The organism is Paenibacillus sp. FSL K6-2859 (assembly GCF_038008265.1).
GTDB lineage: Bacteria > Bacillota > Bacilli > Paenibacillales > Paenibacillaceae > Paenibacillus_AQ > Paenibacillus_AQ nitricinens.
This window is the reverse complement of sequence record NZ_JBBOYU010000001.1, coordinates 2,403,386-2,419,298: the sequence shown is the minus strand read 5'-3', so window position 1 is coordinate 2,419,298 and position 15,913 is coordinate 2,403,386. Positions and strand designations below refer to the sequence as shown.

Here is a 15,913-nt window from a genome sequence, read left to right as displayed (position 1 = left end):
AAGTCCATGACTCATTTACTGGTCTGAACCATTAATTTCCAGTATAATGCTTTATTGTAAGTAAACACAACTCATGCAGAACTCTTGAAAGGAGCCAAAAGATGAGGAAAATCATCCTAAACGCACTCATTATCCTAATATTCATATTTGCTACAGGCTGTACATCTAATGCTGATACTGTTGATACACCGCTGTACTCAGGGAAAAGCTTATTTATAGGTGTTGTTGGCGAGGTCCCTAAAATAAGAGAAGAACATGTGCACTTCACAAGTATTTCTTTTGAGGAGTTAGAAGATTACGATGAACTTGCATCTGATTATGATGCCGTAGTTATTATGAAGGAGCATCTGCAAGAAGCGGACGACAATAAGTATGTTAAAGTATATACCCATGCAGCGATTCCTTTTTTCTTTATACAGTCCACCAAGTCATTTATGCCATTTGTTCTTGAAGACGTATCATATGAGCACTCTTCTTTAAAAAACTTTAATAATAATATGTATGCCACAGGATATTTTCATAATGGTGAAAAATATAGATCTTGGGAATATGGGCTTTACAACGACAAAATAAATGAACCCAACATTAAAGATGCCTACTCGCGGATATTCACTACTATCGAGTCCATCGAGAATGGTACGTATGAATAGGCATATCCCCCTTCGTAAGAGAAAGATCATTTATGCCGTAAAATTTATAAATTCCGATCCATTTTAGATTTCATATCCCAAACTCCCCTACCTCCTGCACCCAGTCAATGAAATTGTGATGGGAGATGGCAAGGGAGATTTATAGGGAAAAACTCCCTATTTTCAGGATGATTTCTTCACAATTACCCATTTATGCGGAATTTCTCCCTATAATACGGGGAATTTTCTAAAAAACGATGATATCCGCTGAAATATAGGGAGAAATTCCCTATACTCCACCTGTACAACCCTAAAATGCAGAATTTTTAGGGAGGATTTCCCTATACTTTAATAGATCTATTCCATACTAGCTTTATGTGAGAAAGATAAGGATAATTTAATGCGTAAGCATATAATATTTTTCCTTATAAGAAAAAAAGGCTGCCAAATGGCAGCCCTTTTCTTTTGATAACGTATCATAATCCCGCCTACAATTCCACCGACTTACCCATCTCATTCCAGACAGGCTGTCCAATCAAGCCCACACGCCAGATTGCAATTCCTTTAAGACCATAACGTTTGGCAAGTCCAACCTTGGAATTTACTGAAGTTTCATTCTCACTATAAACGGAAATACCGAGAATCAGCTTATCCTTGCTCACTTGCTGAAGCGCAAGCCGGATACCTTCATCAACTAAACTCATCGGCTCTGGCATTTTTTTCTCCTGCAAATAATCATAAGCCATAATGACCAAATCGTCTGCGAGGCTGCCTAGCGTCTTGTAATCATAACCTTTATAAGAGCTGTTTAATGGATGAAGGATAACCGTGAGCTTAAGACCTGCTGCATGTGCTTTTTGAGACAGATTCTTCACAAACGCATTATAATCTGCTTGAACCTTAGCTTTATCTCCTGTGAGACCCAATCCCTCAAGATCCAGCGTGATGCCTTGGAATCCCTTTTGTGTAGCCAGATCAACGATTCCTGTAATCGTCTGCTCTTGAAGCACTTTATCTTCCAGGTTCTTCGTCAGCTCGGATGCAGTATCACCAGAAAAGACCATCAGATAAGGCGCTGTGCCCCCTGCTGCTGCATTTGAGATAATAGACTCTGGAGTTACATCTCCAGCCGCTTGAGGCCATCTAAAGTCAGTGCCTGTCGTGGTGAATTGTCCGCTTTTATTAATCCCGCTCCAACCAAAAGCTGCAGCATCAAAGCTAGGAAGCAAGGAAATTTCGCTGTATGAGCTAAGCGCATAGAAGCCCAGTTTGTACATATCCGTCTTGGGTGAAGTGATGGATACCGTCTTCGTCGCTTGATCCCAAGCTACCCCCGCACCAAACTGCTGGCCGAAGAAGCTAAGCGGAATCATCGTGTTATTGCGGATCGTTTGGGGAGCAACCCCTAGCTTCACCACTTCGCCATTTACGCCTGCATTTTTGCTGCCAAGCGTCAATGTTACCACTTTAGTACCCGCCGTATCTGTCTTGGTGGCGGTAATTTTCTTAAGCGCTTGATTCCACTCTACGTTGATCCCCAGCGCTTCAGAGATCGCCCGGAATGGAACCATCGTGGTTCCGTTCATCACAACAGGTTCTACTGGAAATGGTAGTGCATAACCGTCCAGCACAATACTAACTCCACCTGCTGGTGCTGCTTGTGTAGTATTTTGGAGTAATGCCGTGGTGCCACCTAGCGATATCGCCAGACATAAGACCAATTTACCAATCCGTTTGTTCATGACTGTTAAGTCTCCCATCTTCCATAATATGAAGTGTAATCTCTTAAACTCTTTATATGTCTTCTACCATTTTACCAAAGATTATCCAATTGTAAAATTAATAGATTGTCATTTATGAGCTTCGAAATTATTTTTCATATTAGTAGAAGTCGACAAAATTACATAAACACGCTCAAAAAGGTACCCACCGCTCGTTCAACATCTACATCCACAGCAACTTGTATGGGCTTACCCACTTTTGGCTGAGCCCGCAAATCCGCTACGACCATTCCAGATGTAAACTCACCTTTGTGCTCCACACGAACATTCATTTCTTTATAGGTTACTAGATCTGGTTGCAGCGCAACCATAAGCGCGAGTGGATCATGCAGCGGTGCACTGTTAATCAAAAAGTTCGCTTCACGATAGAAATTAAAATAATGAGTGAGCGATTGTTCCATAAACGAAATGATCGCTTTATTCTCTTCACGTCCAAAACGGTTTAATAAATCGATATGCTCTTGGGTAATCCGCGTCTTAAGCGTAACGTCTAAACCCACCATCAGAACGGGAAGTCCAGATGTAAATACATGATCAGCAGCTTCCGGATCTCCAGCAATATTCGCTTCTGCAACCGGTGTTCTATTGCCGGGATTAAAGATCGTACCGCCCATCACCACTACTTTTTTCAAAGTATTCCTAATACCAGGGTCCAAATCAAGCGCCATCGAAAGATTGGTTAGATGTGCCAGTGTAACTAATACAATTTCTCCGGGATTCTCATTAGCCATCCGAACAATAAACTCAGACGCAGTCTCGCTAATGGGACGCTGGCTGGATGGAGCAATTTCCACATTACCAATACCGTTCTCACCATGCACATGAGTGGCGTAGCCTGAGTGCTCACGAACGAGTGCCTTGGATGCTCCGATGGCTACAGGAATCTCATACCCAGGCTTAGCAAGCTCAATCAGTCGCAGAGAATTGTCCGCCGCCTTTTCGACATCAATATTCCCAAAAACGGTTGTAATTCCTTCTACAATTACATTTGGAGCACGTAAGGCATATAGAATTGCCAGTGCGTCATCAATACCTGTGTCTGCATCAATAATAATTCGTGTTTTGCTCATTTATGTTCTCTCCCACCCTGTAATGTCGTATGGATTATCATATCACGGCCTACCAGTACGCTCAATTTTATTCCTTTGCTGTTTTTTAAAAGTATGAATAAAGCTTTCAGGATCACACTCTACCAAATAAGTATATACACCTTTACTCGTGTACAGATAGAACATCCCCTCTGAACCTCCCATTGAGCGATAGGACATATCTAAAATATCTTTTATTGGAAATTCACGATGACGAGTCACAACTCTATCTTTGTACAAATACATAAAGCGATTGCATGTAATACTTCGTTGTTCTCCATCCTTAATTTCTCGCTGTATCTTATAGTACGGAAGCTGAGCTACCCATTTCATTTGAAGTCCTCCTGCTTGACGTAATGGACTCCATTTTATTATTCTTTTTACCTTTTTGCAAAATAAAGAAGCTCGACGATCCCCTTAGAAGGAAACATCAAGCTTCAGGAATACCTTTTATTTCGCAGTATAAGCTACAGCTGCCTGGCAAAAGCGTTCTAACGCTTCAACTAGAGTAGATCTAGGACAAGCTAGATTGATCCGCAGATGACCTTGTCCCTCAGTTCCAAAGACAGAGCCTTCATTAAAAGCAACTTTAGCCTCTTTGTACATTAGCTGTTTAAGTCCATCAATATCCAGATTCAGACCGCGGCAGTCAACCCATAGGAGGTATGTGCCTTGCGGATGCATCACTTGGACCTGTGGCAAATGCTCTGACAGATAGCTAATCGCATAGTCCACATTGCCTGACACGTACTCTAAAAGCTCATCCAACCATTCTTCACCATCATTATAGGCAGCTTCTACTGCACCCTGGGCGAAGAAGCTAGCCATATGTAAACTCAAGGCTTTCATTTTTCGATCAAATTTAAGCTTTAATTCCGGATTGGAAGACACGATAAAAGAAGATTGTAACCCCGGTAGATTGAAGGTTTTGGTCGCAGCAAGTGTGGTCAGTGTAATATTCGCAATTTCCTCAGATAAGGATGCAAAAGGGATATGCTCATAACCTGGAAGCGCCAAATCACAATGAATCTCATCAGAGATTACGGTCACTCCATAACGCAGACAGAGCTCACCAAGCTTCAGCAGCTCTTCTCTTTCCCATACTCTACCACCCGGATTATGCGGACTGCATAAAAGCAGCAGCTTGGCTCCACCTTGCATCAGCCCTTCCAATTGCTCATAATCCATCTCGAAGCGTCCATTACGAATAACAAGCGGATTCTTGGCGACCTTGCGATCATTCATTTGGATGACATCATAGAAGGGATAATAGACTGGCGACTGTAAAATAACCTCGTCCCCTGGCTCAGTAAACAGCTCTACAGAAAAACTTAAGGAGGTTACGATTCCTGGAGAATCCGAAATCCATTCCGGTTTAATTTCCCAATCATGCCGTCTTCTGAACCACGAGGTGATAGCTTCTTTATAAGAGTCACTAGGTACACTGTATCCGTAAACCCCTTGTTCTGCGCGGCGCAGAATCGCTTCCTTCACTGCAGGAGGACTTTCAAAATCCATGTCTGCCACCCAAAGTGGCATTATATCCTTCTCACCAAACAACTTCTCGGACTGGTCCCACTTGTAAGAACGTGTATTACGGCGGTCAATTACGCGATCGAAATCATACTTCAATTAAAGTCACCTCATCCTTATAAACTTGTCCCTTATTGTATCATGAGGCGGAGGATATCGCACTCTGGATAAGAAAGAACGCACTTGTCGAAAGTGCGCCCTCTTTAACTCACGTACAGCTTTGTATCATTTCTGCAGCCACTCTACCAAGTGTGAAGATATAAATTCATGTCCCTGACAGTGATACAAATCTACTCCTTAGCCTGAAAGCTCGCGGACAGCAGACCACTCACGCCAGGCTTAGCCATAAACAATCCTCCCGCATGCGGATACTGACAGATCTCATCTTCATTTAGACCTGTCCTTGCAGTCGTAATGTAAAGCTCTGTTAAATCACTACCGCCGAAGGTGCATGAGGTGACAAAAGGCGCTGGAACTCGAACCAGTCCAATCTGCTCCCCCGTATTCGGATCCCAGCGCGAAACACAACCCCCGCCCCAATGGGCGACCCAAAGCATTCCTTCGCTATCTATCGTCATTCCATCTGGCAAACCTGTAGCATCAGGAATTTGAAAAGCGACTCTCCGGTTACAGATCTTTCCGGCCACTTCATCGTAGTCAAATACATCCACATGTCTCGTAGGCGTATCAATATAATACATTCTGCTCCGTGCGTAATCCCACGCCAATCCATTCGAAATACCAATGCCAGACAACACTTGGCGACAAAATCCGTCGGGCTCAAGGACATACAATCCTCCAACTTTCGGCTCATTATCCATACTCATCGTCCCCACCCAAAGTCGGCCTTGTCGATCGCATTTTGCATCATTGGATCTGTTACGTGGAAACTCTGGTTCAATCGAAATCATTTGGACAGGAGATCCTTCGAGGGAAGAGAGATAGACTCCATCCTCCATAGCTAGAACAAGTCCACCGGCAGTAGTTGGAATAACTGCGCTGACCATAAGATCAAAAGAGCGGACGGTTTCACTGCCTGTGACTCTGTCATATATTCTAAGCTTCTTACCCGTAATATCTACCCAATATAACTGGTTGAATTCAGCATCCCAATGTGGTCCTTCACCCAGCTCTGCCTGAGCATCGATAATCAATTCTGCCTGAATCTCTGTATACTCCAAAACGCTCACTCCTTCCTATTTTCTACACATTAATATCCAAAAACCCTACATCCGAACCTTTCAAAAGCAATGTATGCCGATCACACTAGTTGTGACGAGCACGTAAAGGGATACATGCATTATGACCTTTTCACCTTAGTAGCTCAACTCTTCCAGCGGAATAAGAAGACCTCTCCTATTTCTGTCCAAGAGCACTACAACATAAGTTGAGTAAAAAAACAGCCCCCAAATCCTGGGGGCTTCAAATCATCAATTATATTTTATCAATAGGCTTACGAATCGCTTCGCCAACCTTCACAAGAATATCAGACATCGAAGTCTCATCATTCACATCATAATCATCAATGTTCAAACGAAGCACTGGACAAGCTGTAAACTCGTTGATCCATTTCGAATATCTGCCATGCATATGCTCCCAGTAGGAAACATCCGTTTGAATCTCCATCTCACGGCCACGTTCATTAATTCGCGTCAGAATGGAAGGCAGACTGCCTTCAATATAAATCAGTACATCAGGATGCGGGAAGTACGGCGTCATAACCATAGCTTCATACAGGCTGGTGTAGGTTTCATAGTCCGTCTTGGACATCGTACCTTGATCCGCATGCATTTTCGCAAAAATACCGGTATCCTCATAGATGGAACGGTCCTGAACAAAACCACCGCCGAGTTCGAACATTTTCTTCTGCTCTTTGAAACGTTCAGCAAGAAAATAGATTTGCAAGTGAAAGCTCCATCTCTCAAAATCATGATAGAACTTTTCGAGATAAGGATTGTGATCGACCTGCTCTAGCGAGGTTTGAAAATTAAGTCTTTTGGCCAAGGCGCCTGTTAAAGTGGATTTCCCCACCCCGACAGTTCCAGCCACGGTAATAATGGAATTTTCCGGGATATGATATGAATTCATTTGATTAGCTCCTTTATATAAGAGACAATTTCAGTGAAGTGTTCCGGATTCTCCACGAAATCGACTGCATTTCCATCAATGGTAATAATTACGGTCGAAGGCTCCTGAATGGCTAGAGAGGCCATCGCGTCATCATAATCTTTAATTAATTGCTCCAAATACGCAGTATCCATTCCCTCTTCAAAGGGCCGCCCACGTTTTTCAATTCTGCTTAATAATGTATCTAAATTGGCTTTAATATAGAGAATAATATTTGGCTTTGGCAGGTCATCCGTAAGCACATGATAAATTTGCCGATACTTTTCACGTTTCGTTCCATTCAGCGTTCGTTCTCCAAAGATGAGGTTCTTATAAATATGGTAATCGGAAATGACCAGGATCCCTTTATCTATGTATTGTGTAACGGTATCTTCAAGCTGTTTATACCGGTTACAGAGAAAAAACATCTCCAGTTGAAAGCTCCAATCGTCCATGTTCTCATAAAATTTAGCTAGAAACGGATTCTCATCGACAATCTCTTTGATGATCGGTAAATTTAATTCTTCTGCTAGCATAGAAGCTAATGTTGTTTTTCCAGCCCCGATTGGGCCTTCCACTGCAATAAACGGTGCTTGTTTCATTGACGCTGACTTCCTCCTCAGATACAAACCTTTCAATAGCTAAATCAAGAATAAACGCCTTCGGCGTCCTTATAAGGACGGTAAGTGTTTAAGCGTGAAATATAAGGATAAAGTATAGCGTGAAACTTATACTCTCTTATATTTTAAAAAACAGACTAAATTATTGTATCACATGAGACCTTTCTTGTGAGTGGGTAAATATGAAGAAACTTTTCCAGTAGTTCTAGCGTCTATATGTAAGATAATGGATTATAGTGTAGACATAATGAAAATATTTAATAAGAAAAGAGAGGTATTCCTATGAAAAAATGGATCAGCATGGTTAGTGCTCTTCTCGTATTAAGCCTCGCCTCTAATGTAAGCGCAGTTGCAGCAGAGAAGTCGGTCACAACTACTAACCTCACTTCGTATGGAGCGGATTATCTGACCAAAACAGATGGTTCCTTCTGGGTATGGGGAGGGAATCGCTCTGTCCCCACTCAAATCCATGACCTGAATGAGGTACAAGCATACTTTGGTTCTCAATATGTAATGAAGAAAGACCTTTCGGTCTGGCAATGGAGAACATCGGCATACTCTGAAGCTGTTAAAGTGACACCCGTTCAAGAGTTAGACAATCTGGCAGATATGTTCATGGCGGGAAATAGAACGATAGCCCTTAAAGGAGACGGGACGATTCTAAGCGCCCCCTTTTCATCCGATGGACTCACTTCCTCCGCGTTCACACCGGTTTCCGGCGTCGATAACGTGGCAGCTGTGGGCGGTTACTATGAGTCTGATCTTCATAAGAGCTGGACACGTTACGTGTTCTTAAAGAAAGATGGAACTGTTTCTACTACACGCGATGACTTCGAAAGCTTCGAAACCATCCAAAAATTGACGGATATTATTCAAATCAAAAACAACCTAGCACTCAAGAAGGACGGTTCCATATGGAGTTGGCCAGTCCAAGATTATTACAAGAACCAAGGAGCTCCAATAGATCTATCTGCAACGCCTATTAAGGGAATCAGTAATATTAAAAGTTTAAAAGGAAATCAGAACAGCCTATTAGCCATTGACGGGGCCTCCCAATTATGGTTCTGGGGCGCTACCATTACAGGTTCCTCTGACGGAACAACTTACCATGAACAATCACCGGTTCTCCTTAAAGGAATCAAGAATGTAGTCGATGTTTCTATCGTAGAGCGGACTATTGTTGCATTAACTGGGGAAGGAAATCTCTATCAGACTTCTATTGAAAACGAGAGTATGTCCTCTGATTCAAAATTCACACTTCTTGATACTGAGGTAAGCAGCATTAAGAATGGTGCACGACATATCATCATGCAAAAGAAAGACGGTTCCCTATGGGGTTGGGGTGTCAATAAGAACGCACAGCTAGGATACGGAGACTATGAATTCACCCATGAAGCACCCGTCCCAGTTCAAAAGCCAATTTCTATCTCCCTAAATGGTGAATCCATCCCTCTTTCCAATGGTGTTATCACTCGAAACGGGCAGAATTTCGTCCCCCTCCGATCTCTGTTCGAGAAATTAGGCGCGACGATTACCTTTAAAGAGAACTTAACCGCAGCCAAAACGGTAGATAAACAAATCATGATCACTCGTACAGCTTCAGATAAGCCAGCTCTCGCTATCGGTATTAACGGTGTAACAGGAGCGACAATGGTGAACAATAAATCCGTGAATCTCCCTACACTCCCCTTCATCGTAAATGGATCAATGTATCTGCCGCTTCGATTTATCAGTGAACAACTTGGCGCAAAGGTTGAGTGGCTCCCACAGGAGGAGCGCATCGCCATCACGATGCAATAAGGAGTAATCAAAAAAGGTGTCCCATCACGGGACACCTTTTTATTAACCTTAAGATAAACGTTCGCTGAAATCTTCGAAAGCGAACTGTTTGATCACTTTAATTCCCTCTTCTTCATTGTAACTAACAATAGAAGGCAGGTTCACACCGTTAAACATATGGTTCTTCACCATGGAATAATGGGCCATATCAAGGAATACGAGTCTATCTCCGTATTTCAAAGGCTCCTTAAAGGAATAATCTCCGATAACGTCACCCGCTAGGCAAGTCATTCCACCTAATCTGTACGTATAAGGAAATTCCCCAGGTTGTCCAGCATCAATAATGTTCGGACGGTACGGCATGGCCAGTACGTCCGGCATGTGGCACTCTGCCGAGGTATCGAGAATCGCAATATCCATTCCGTTATGCATCACATCGAGAACGGTAGCTACCAGATATCCGGTATTAAGCGCTACTGCTTCACCCGGCTCCAGATAGATTTCCACACCGTAAGTCTCTTTCATGTGTAGAATGCACTTGACCAGGGTCTCTAGATCATAATCAGGACGTGTAATATGATGACCGCCACCGAAATTAAGCCATTTCATTCCTTTGAGATAAGGTCCGAACTTCTCTTCGACTACCTTGAGCGTACGCTCAAGGGTATCCGAATTCTGTTCGCACATTGTATGGAAGTGTAGTCCATCAATGCCTTCAAGCTCTTCCGGTCTGAAGTTAGGGAGAGTTACTCCCATTCTGGAATAATTATAGCACGGATCATACAGCGGAACTTCGATCTCGGAATATTCCGGATTCACACGAATGCCGCAGCTGATATGCTTCGGTGCATTCTTAACGCGATCCTTGAATCGAATCCACTGGTCAAAAGAATTGAACACAATGTGATCGGAATATCCAAGAAGCTCATCGAACTCACTATCTATATAAGCTGGTGCGTACACATGAACCTCTTTGCCCATCTTTTCATAGCCAAGTCTGGCTTCAAACAAAGAGCTTGAGGTTACGCCATGCAAGTACTTTCCAACTAACGGATACAAGGAATGCATGGAGAAGCCTTTTTGTGCGAGCAAAATCTTTGCTCCAGTACGTTCCTGTACAGAATTCATAATCTCAAGATTACGTGTAAGCAATCTTTCATCTACAAGGTAACAGGGTGACGGGACCGCGCTGATATCTATATCCATTATCGCGCCTTAGTCTAACAGCGTTGGCGAGAAATCTTCTTGCCAAGGCAGACCATGTTTATTTAAAGCTTCCATGAATGGATCTGGATCGAACTCTTCAACGTTGAAAACGCCCGGTTTCTTCCAGATTCCTTTTATAATTAACATCGCTCCGATCATTGCAGGAACGCCTGTAGTGTAGGAAATGGCTTGGGAGCCAACCTCTGCATAGCACTCTTCATGATCGCAAACATTGTATACATAATAAGTTTTTGGCTTTCCGTCTTTAGTTCCTTGGATGATACATCCAATGTTCGTTTTGCCTTTTGTTCTTGGTCCCAAGGAAGCCGGGTCAGGTAAAATCGCCTTCAAGAATTGCAGAGGAACGATCTCTTTTCCTTCATACATGATAGGCTCGATAGAAGTCATGCCCACATTCTCAAGCACTTTCAAGTGAGTCAGGTAATTCTGCGAGAAAGTCATCCAGAAACGGATCTTCTTCACACCCTTGATGTTAACGGCCAAAGACTCTAATTCTTCATGATACAAAAGATAAATATCCTTTGGTCCAATTTCCGGAAGATCATATACTTTTTTCTCGGAAAGCGGTGCTGTTTCAATCCACTCGCCATTCTCGAAATAGCGGCCATTGGCTGTAATTTCACGAATATTGATTTCAGGATTAAAATTTGTTGCAAATGGATATCCGTGATCACCAGCATTGGCGTCTACAATATCAATAGTATGAATTTCATCAAAATAGTGCTTTTGAGCGTAAGCTGTGAACACGCCCGTTACACCTGGATCAAATCCACTGCCTAGCAACGCGGTAAGACCTGCTTTTTCGAATCTTTCTTTGTAAGCCCACTGCCAAGAGTATTCAAATTTCGCTGTATCTTGTGGTTCATAATTGGCAGTATCCACATAGTGCACTCCTGTTGCCAGGCACGCATCCATGATTGTCAGGTCCTGATATGGGAGAGCGACATTAATAACGACATCCGGCTCAAAGCTCTTGATCAGTTCAATGACTTCGTCCGTATTATCTGCATCGAGCTGAGCAGTAGAAATCTTCGTGCGGCCTCCGGCTAATTTATCTTTCAGAGCGTCACATTTCGCGACAGTTCTGCTAGCTATGCAGATCTCTTCAAATACATCCGGGTTCTGGCAGCATTTGTGAACAACAACACTGGAAACACCGCCAGCGCCAATAATTAACGCTTTTCCCAAAATAAAAACCTCCTAAAATTCCATTTGCAAAATCAACAAGGCTGATTATACATAATATTTTTGAATAAATCAATAAAAACCGACAAAAAATGATGTTTATTGTGTAAAATCTTCAAAGATTCTTGTTAATACTCTTGAATGCTCATATTTCCTCGATTATCCACCTATATATCTTATGAAAATCGCTGGAATGGAGTAAATTTCCGGAAACTAGGACAACTAGATTATTCTATCACAATAGGGGGCTACTTCATACGATTTATTTTAAATTCAATGTGAAACCTCACCACCCTTTCAACTCCGCGTAGAGACGTTCAGTTTCAGTGGCATCCTTATTGTTGTAGAGCACATATACATCCGGCAATTTAATCACAATATATGGCGGAGAATTTTTCACAAGATAGACCTTACTCTTCCCAAACCCGTCAAACTTAAAGTTTCCAATGGCTACTGTATCCGTCGCAACGCCATTTGTTCTTCGGCCTCTTGGTAAGCTGTCCACAAGCGTCAGTTCTTGCACATCCTTCATGGCGAAGCTGTAATTATACATTGGATATTCAATCGAGACCCTTCCTTTTGTGTCTGTAGTTAAGGTAGGTGTTGAGAAATCAGTCTGAACGCCCATCCAACCCGTCCCGATCAACAGCAATATAACGAATACAAAGAGGCCGTAGTATATACTCTTACCCGTTTTTGTCCCAATATTAATCGTAGTGCCGATCCCAAGACGCTTCGGAACCATAACAGAGCGATCATTGGGGTTATTATACGTTGTCCCATTAATCCAATATTCATCATCATCCGTATACAATATCTCATGATCACCATTTAGCAGCGCAGCTTCAAGTTTCTTCAATTTATGATGTACATAAAAAATACCTGTCACCGGAATAACGGAGAACAAGAAGATACCCAAACTCCATACTATAGTTGAAGCCGCTCCATTTAAGGATAAGGCAAACACCGAAATTACGGCGATACAGCTATTGATGATAGCCATTCCAAACCATAGCAAGGACCAATATCTACGATTAGCCTGGTTAAGCAGGATATTAGTCTCGCTGTTATTCGTGTAAATTTTAGTCTTCATTCGATTAAAGGAGATAGCAATAATACAGAAAAACACGGTCAGCCCTAATGCTGTACCACCAGCCATTCGAACAATTTCAATATTTTCCTCCGGAACTGGGATCATAAAAGATAACGTAGCAATTAGTGCAGGAATTATGTACCAGTATAAAGAAAGACTCATTTTCTTTTTTAGCAGAGATAGCTTGGTATCCATTCGAACCATTCGCTTCTCTCCCACGAACCACTCATTTTCCCGTTTCAGTTCTACCGCTGCATGATGTGCCTTAATGAATGGAATTCGAAGCAGAAGCATCATAACACTCGTCCAAACATAAAAAAAGATCAGTGTGAAAGAGAGATAGCCGCTCAAGAACAAAATAGGAATCAAAGCCAGAAATGATAGGAGTCCATACTTTTTATATCTCTTCTCAGTTGAAATTTGCAGTTCGCGCAGACGTTCATCCTCAAGAGCAAACGCCGGAAGACTAACCCCAAACCACAGATTATCCTTCAGCTTCAAAGTACTCCTATACGTAAAAAACATAATAACTAAAATAACTATAGCTATACAAAAGAAAACGATAGCCATCTGAGTGTCCCCCTATTCCGTGATGGATGTAGACTTAAACGATACGGATGAAAAAATTCCAGCACACATTTGCATAAACTCCTCCCGGCCAATCCCTTTTACACTTGCCTCCGAGATGACTAACCGTAGTTCATTTTCCAGCTTCTCCTTAAACTCTGGCTGTCCATTCCCTATCGGAGCAACTGTAGCACCATGCCTGCGATCTATCGATATGAAGCCTTCATTCTTCAAAATCGCGTACGCTTTGTTCACGGTCATTGCGTTTATCCCTAAATCTTCAGCCATTTGCCGCACTGTTGGTAATTTCTCCCCATCCGCCAGTTCACCTGAGCCAATTCCAATCACGATCTCATTACGAAGCTGTACATAAATTGGTGTATCACTTTTAAAATCAAGCGTTATGATCATATTATCCATCCATTCAAAAAAAGTATTATTTGTATTAGTGATACTAATACAAATAATACTTAATGTCAAAATACCCCTATTTAATTCGAATGGATTTGAACAGCATAAGCTTCTGCATCCCACTCTACTTTAGCGCCTAACATTTCACTCACCAGTCTTAAAGGTACATATACACTATCATTAATAAAGACTGGCTTTTGATCTGTGGCTATTACTTTTCCATTTACAGTCGTTTGTCCATTAACCGAATTTAAAATCAGCGTAGTAGATGTAGATTTCTTCACAGCAATAACTGATCTCGATGGAACGTCCCAACGTACATCCACTCCCATTTGCTGAAATATTCCTCTTAAAGGAACGTAAGTAGAATTGTTGAGCAATAAAGGAGGCATGGTCAGATCCATTTCACTATTGTTCAACAGGACCTGTATCGATTTTTTCACGGGCTGAGGTGTGTCAATCATAAAATCTCTAACCCCCAACCCAGTCTGTCCAAATTCATTCGTTCCCCATGCAAGAACGTGACCGTCTTTTAAGAGCACATAATGATTTCTGTTCCCGCTGGTAATCGAAGCTGCATTTTGAATACCACTAATCTGCTTAACATTCATTTTATTTTTATCATCAACGGTCCACTGCCATACGGTCCCATCAGCTTTTACTGCAGAGTCCGTTGTCATCGATACGACATCAGTGAGTCCTGGGAGCTGAATCGGCTGTAACGCTTTACCCGGATAACTATCTGTGTAATTACCCCATAACCAAACGGTGCCATCCCATCTCAAAGCTGCTCCATACTGCCCATTAATATCTACAGCTTTATATTCCCCATTCCCCTTAATTTGGGTAGGCTTTAAGACCGTATCCTTTTTAATGCCTATAGTTTTAGATGAACCCCACACCCACACCTCTCCGCCGTTCCCAAGTGCCACTGAATTATTCGATCCTGCAGCTATAGCTAAAATAGAAGGTAGTCCTTTCACCTGCACCGGTGTTAGCCCATTTTTCCCTGAATCGTTACCCAGTTCTCCTTGCTCATTGCCACCCCACGCCCAGACCGTCCCGTCTTTTCGAAGAGCCAAGCTATGTGAGCCTCCTGCCGAAACAGAAATCACGTCCGTTAATCCCTTCACTTGAACCGGCTCTACAAGGACCGTCAAGGATTGTACGCCAGTGCCAAGTTGTCCATGTTCATTCCTACCCACTGCCCACACGGTTCCATCATCTTTTAGCATTAAGTTATGCCGATCTCCACCTGAAACTTGCTTCACATGATCAATATGCATTTTGACGGGAGTATACGCCGGCGTAGTTGCTCCATTACCAATAGAGCCGTATCCACCACCCCAAGCCCAGGCTGTTCCATCTGCAGTGATGGCATAAGCACTTCTATCCCCCGCATCCAGCCCTGTGATGCCAGACAATAACTTCTTTTCATCCGGGAAATTCACTACACTGTCCGCCTTAACTATTAATGGAGAGACTGCAGCTAGGATAATTGCTGCCCCGACAACCACACTACCTATTCGTCTTATCTGAATTTTAATGCTTGAAATTTGTCTTCCCACTTAAAATCACTCCTTTTAGAATCGGTAGGGTCAACCTATTGATCTGCACCAATAGAGACCCATTGTATTCATTCTCCTTATATAGACTGTGGAATATTATGTAAAGTTGCGAGAAACTGTAATTTTTTAAATCAATTTATACGCATTTAGCCTGTAGTTTAGGATTGAAGCTGGTTTTAACTATTTATATGGCATAAATCGCTTGTTGCTGCGCTCTAGGTCTCTCGTCCGTCTTTTGACACACGAAAACTTCAAGAGCATAATAGGCATCGGCATATTGCAACGGATTCCCACAACATACAGGGTTATGCAGGGTGATAGTATGT

At 42.4% G+C, this 15,913-nt stretch carries 14 protein-coding genes; 2 read left to right on the top strand and 12 right to left on the bottom strand.

What is annotated here, in order from left to right:
- Positions 1-101 precede the first annotated feature (101 nt).
- Complete coding sequence (locus tag MHB64_RS10430; protein ID WP_341134364.1) at positions 102-650, top strand: hypothetical protein; 549 nt, start codon at positions 102-104, stop codon at positions 648-650.
- Between the two features lie 467 nt (positions 651-1,117).
- On the opposite strand, the gene MHB64_RS10425 is transcribed toward MHB64_RS10430, so the two are convergent.
- The 7 genes from MHB64_RS10425 to MHB64_RS10395 form a co-directional block, all read right to left on the bottom strand.
- Positions 1,118-2,371, bottom strand: a complete 1,254-nt coding sequence (locus tag MHB64_RS10425; RefSeq protein WP_341134363.1) for a stalk domain-containing protein — start codon at positions 2,369-2,371, stop codon at positions 1,118-1,120.
- 158 nt (positions 2,372-2,529) lie between these two features.
- Positions 2,530-3,480: a nucleoside hydrolase gene (locus MHB64_RS10420; protein WP_341134362.1), complete on the bottom strand. Its 951-nt coding sequence runs from the start codon at positions 3,478-3,480 to the stop codon at positions 2,530-2,532.
- 42 nt (positions 3,481-3,522) lie between these two features.
- On the bottom strand, positions 3,523-3,831 hold the full coding sequence (locus MHB64_RS10415) for a hypothetical protein (protein ID WP_094873370.1): 309 nt from the start codon (positions 3,829-3,831) through the stop codon (positions 3,523-3,525).
- Positions 3,832-3,948: 117 nt separating this feature from the next.
- A complete protein-coding gene (locus MHB64_RS10410; protein WP_094873372.1) occupies positions 3,949-5,130 on the bottom strand; it encodes a MalY/PatB family protein in 1,182 nt (393 codons plus the stop codon).
- Between the two features lie 191 nt (positions 5,131-5,321).
- Positions 5,322-6,212 (bottom strand): SMP-30/gluconolactonase/LRE family protein, encoded by an 891-nt coding sequence (locus MHB64_RS10405; RefSeq protein WP_341134361.1) that lies wholly within the window; start codon positions 6,210-6,212, stop codon positions 5,322-5,324.
- A 253-nt stretch (positions 6,213-6,465) separates the two neighbouring features.
- Positions 6,466-7,119 (bottom strand): deoxynucleoside kinase, encoded by a 654-nt coding sequence (locus MHB64_RS10400; RefSeq protein ID WP_094870901.1) that lies wholly within the window; start codon positions 7,117-7,119, stop codon positions 6,466-6,468.
- Positions 7,116-7,739: a deoxynucleoside kinase gene (locus MHB64_RS10395; RefSeq protein WP_341134360.1), complete on the bottom strand. Its 624-nt coding sequence runs from the start codon at positions 7,737-7,739 to the stop codon at positions 7,116-7,118. The genes MHB64_RS10400 and MHB64_RS10395 overlap by 4 nt, the downstream gene beginning before the upstream one ends.
- Positions 7,740-8,039: 300 nt before the next feature.
- Between MHB64_RS10395 and MHB64_RS10390 the strand changes: the two genes are divergently transcribed.
- Positions 8,040-9,557: a stalk domain-containing protein gene (locus MHB64_RS10390; protein WP_341134359.1), complete on the top strand. Its 1,518-nt coding sequence runs from the start codon at positions 8,040-8,042 to the stop codon at positions 9,555-9,557.
- A gap of 48 nt (positions 9,558-9,605) precedes the next feature.
- Here the strand turns inward: MHB64_RS10390 and nspC are convergent, their stop codons facing one another.
- The 5 genes from nspC to MHB64_RS10365 all read right to left on the bottom strand — a co-directional run bounded on the left by nspC (position 9,606) and on the right by MHB64_RS10365 (position 15,587).
- The gene (gene nspC / locus MHB64_RS10385) at positions 9,606-10,742 is read right to left on the bottom strand and encodes a carboxynorspermidine decarboxylase (protein ID WP_341134358.1); all 1,137 of its coding nucleotides are present in this window, start codon (positions 10,740-10,742) and stop codon (positions 9,606-9,608) included.
- A gap of 9 nt (positions 10,743-10,751) precedes the next feature.
- On the bottom strand, positions 10,752-11,951 hold the full coding sequence (locus MHB64_RS10380) for a saccharopine dehydrogenase family protein (RefSeq protein ID WP_060624451.1): 1,200 nt from the start codon (positions 11,949-11,951) through the stop codon (positions 10,752-10,754).
- 283 nt (positions 11,952-12,234) lie between these two features.
- Complete coding sequence (locus tag MHB64_RS10375; RefSeq protein WP_094870907.1) at positions 12,235-13,611, bottom strand: DUF5808 domain-containing protein; 1,377 nt, start codon at positions 13,609-13,611, stop codon at positions 12,235-12,237.
- 12 nt (positions 13,612-13,623) lie between these two features.
- On the bottom strand, positions 13,624-14,019 hold the full coding sequence (locus tag MHB64_RS10370) for a GntR family transcriptional regulator (RefSeq protein WP_094870908.1): 396 nt from the start codon (positions 14,017-14,019) through the stop codon (positions 13,624-13,626).
- Between the two features lie 80 nt (positions 14,020-14,099).
- Entirely contained in the window at positions 14,100-15,587 is a 1,488-nt protein-coding gene (locus MHB64_RS10365; RefSeq protein WP_341134357.1) for an RCC1 domain-containing protein, read from the bottom strand.
- Positions 15,588-15,913 lie beyond the last annotated feature (326 nt).

Excerpts from the sequence above, each read along its gene's own strand:
- MHB64_RS10375 (WP_094870907.1), bottom strand. The coding sequence starts at position 13,611 with ATGGCTATCGTTTTCTTTTGTATAGCTATAGTTATTTTAGTTATTATG.
- MHB64_RS10420 (WP_341134362.1), bottom strand. The coding sequence starts at position 3,480 with ATGAGCAAAACACGAATTATTATTGATGCAGACACAGGTATTGATGAC.
- MHB64_RS10415 (WP_094873370.1), bottom strand. The coding sequence starts at position 3,831 with ATGAAATGGGTAGCTCAGCTTCCGTACTATAAGATACAGCGAGAAATT.
- MHB64_RS10400 (WP_094870901.1), bottom strand. The coding sequence starts at position 7,119 with ATGAATTCATATCATATCCCGGAAAATTCCATTATTACCGTGGCTGGA.
- MHB64_RS10395 (WP_341134360.1), bottom strand. The coding sequence starts at position 7,739 with ATGAAACAAGCACCGTTTATTGCAGTGGAAGGCCCAATCGGGGCTGGA.
- MHB64_RS10430 (WP_341134364.1), top strand. The coding sequence starts at position 102 with ATGAGGAAAATCATCCTAAACGCACTCATTATCCTAATATTCATATTT.
- MHB64_RS10425 (WP_341134363.1), bottom strand. The coding sequence starts at position 2,371 with ATGAACAAACGGATTGGTAAATTGGTCTTATGTCTGGCGATATCGCTA.
- MHB64_RS10390 (WP_341134359.1), top strand. The coding sequence starts at position 8,040 with ATGAAAAAATGGATCAGCATGGTTAGTGCTCTTCTCGTATTAAGCCTC.
- MHB64_RS10370 (WP_094870908.1), bottom strand. The coding sequence starts at position 14,019 with ATGATCATAACGCTTGATTTTAAAAGTGATACACCAATTTATGTACAG.
- nspC (WP_341134358.1), bottom strand. The coding sequence starts at position 10,742 with ATGGATATAGATATCAGCGCGGTCCCGTCACCCTGTTACCTTGTAGAT.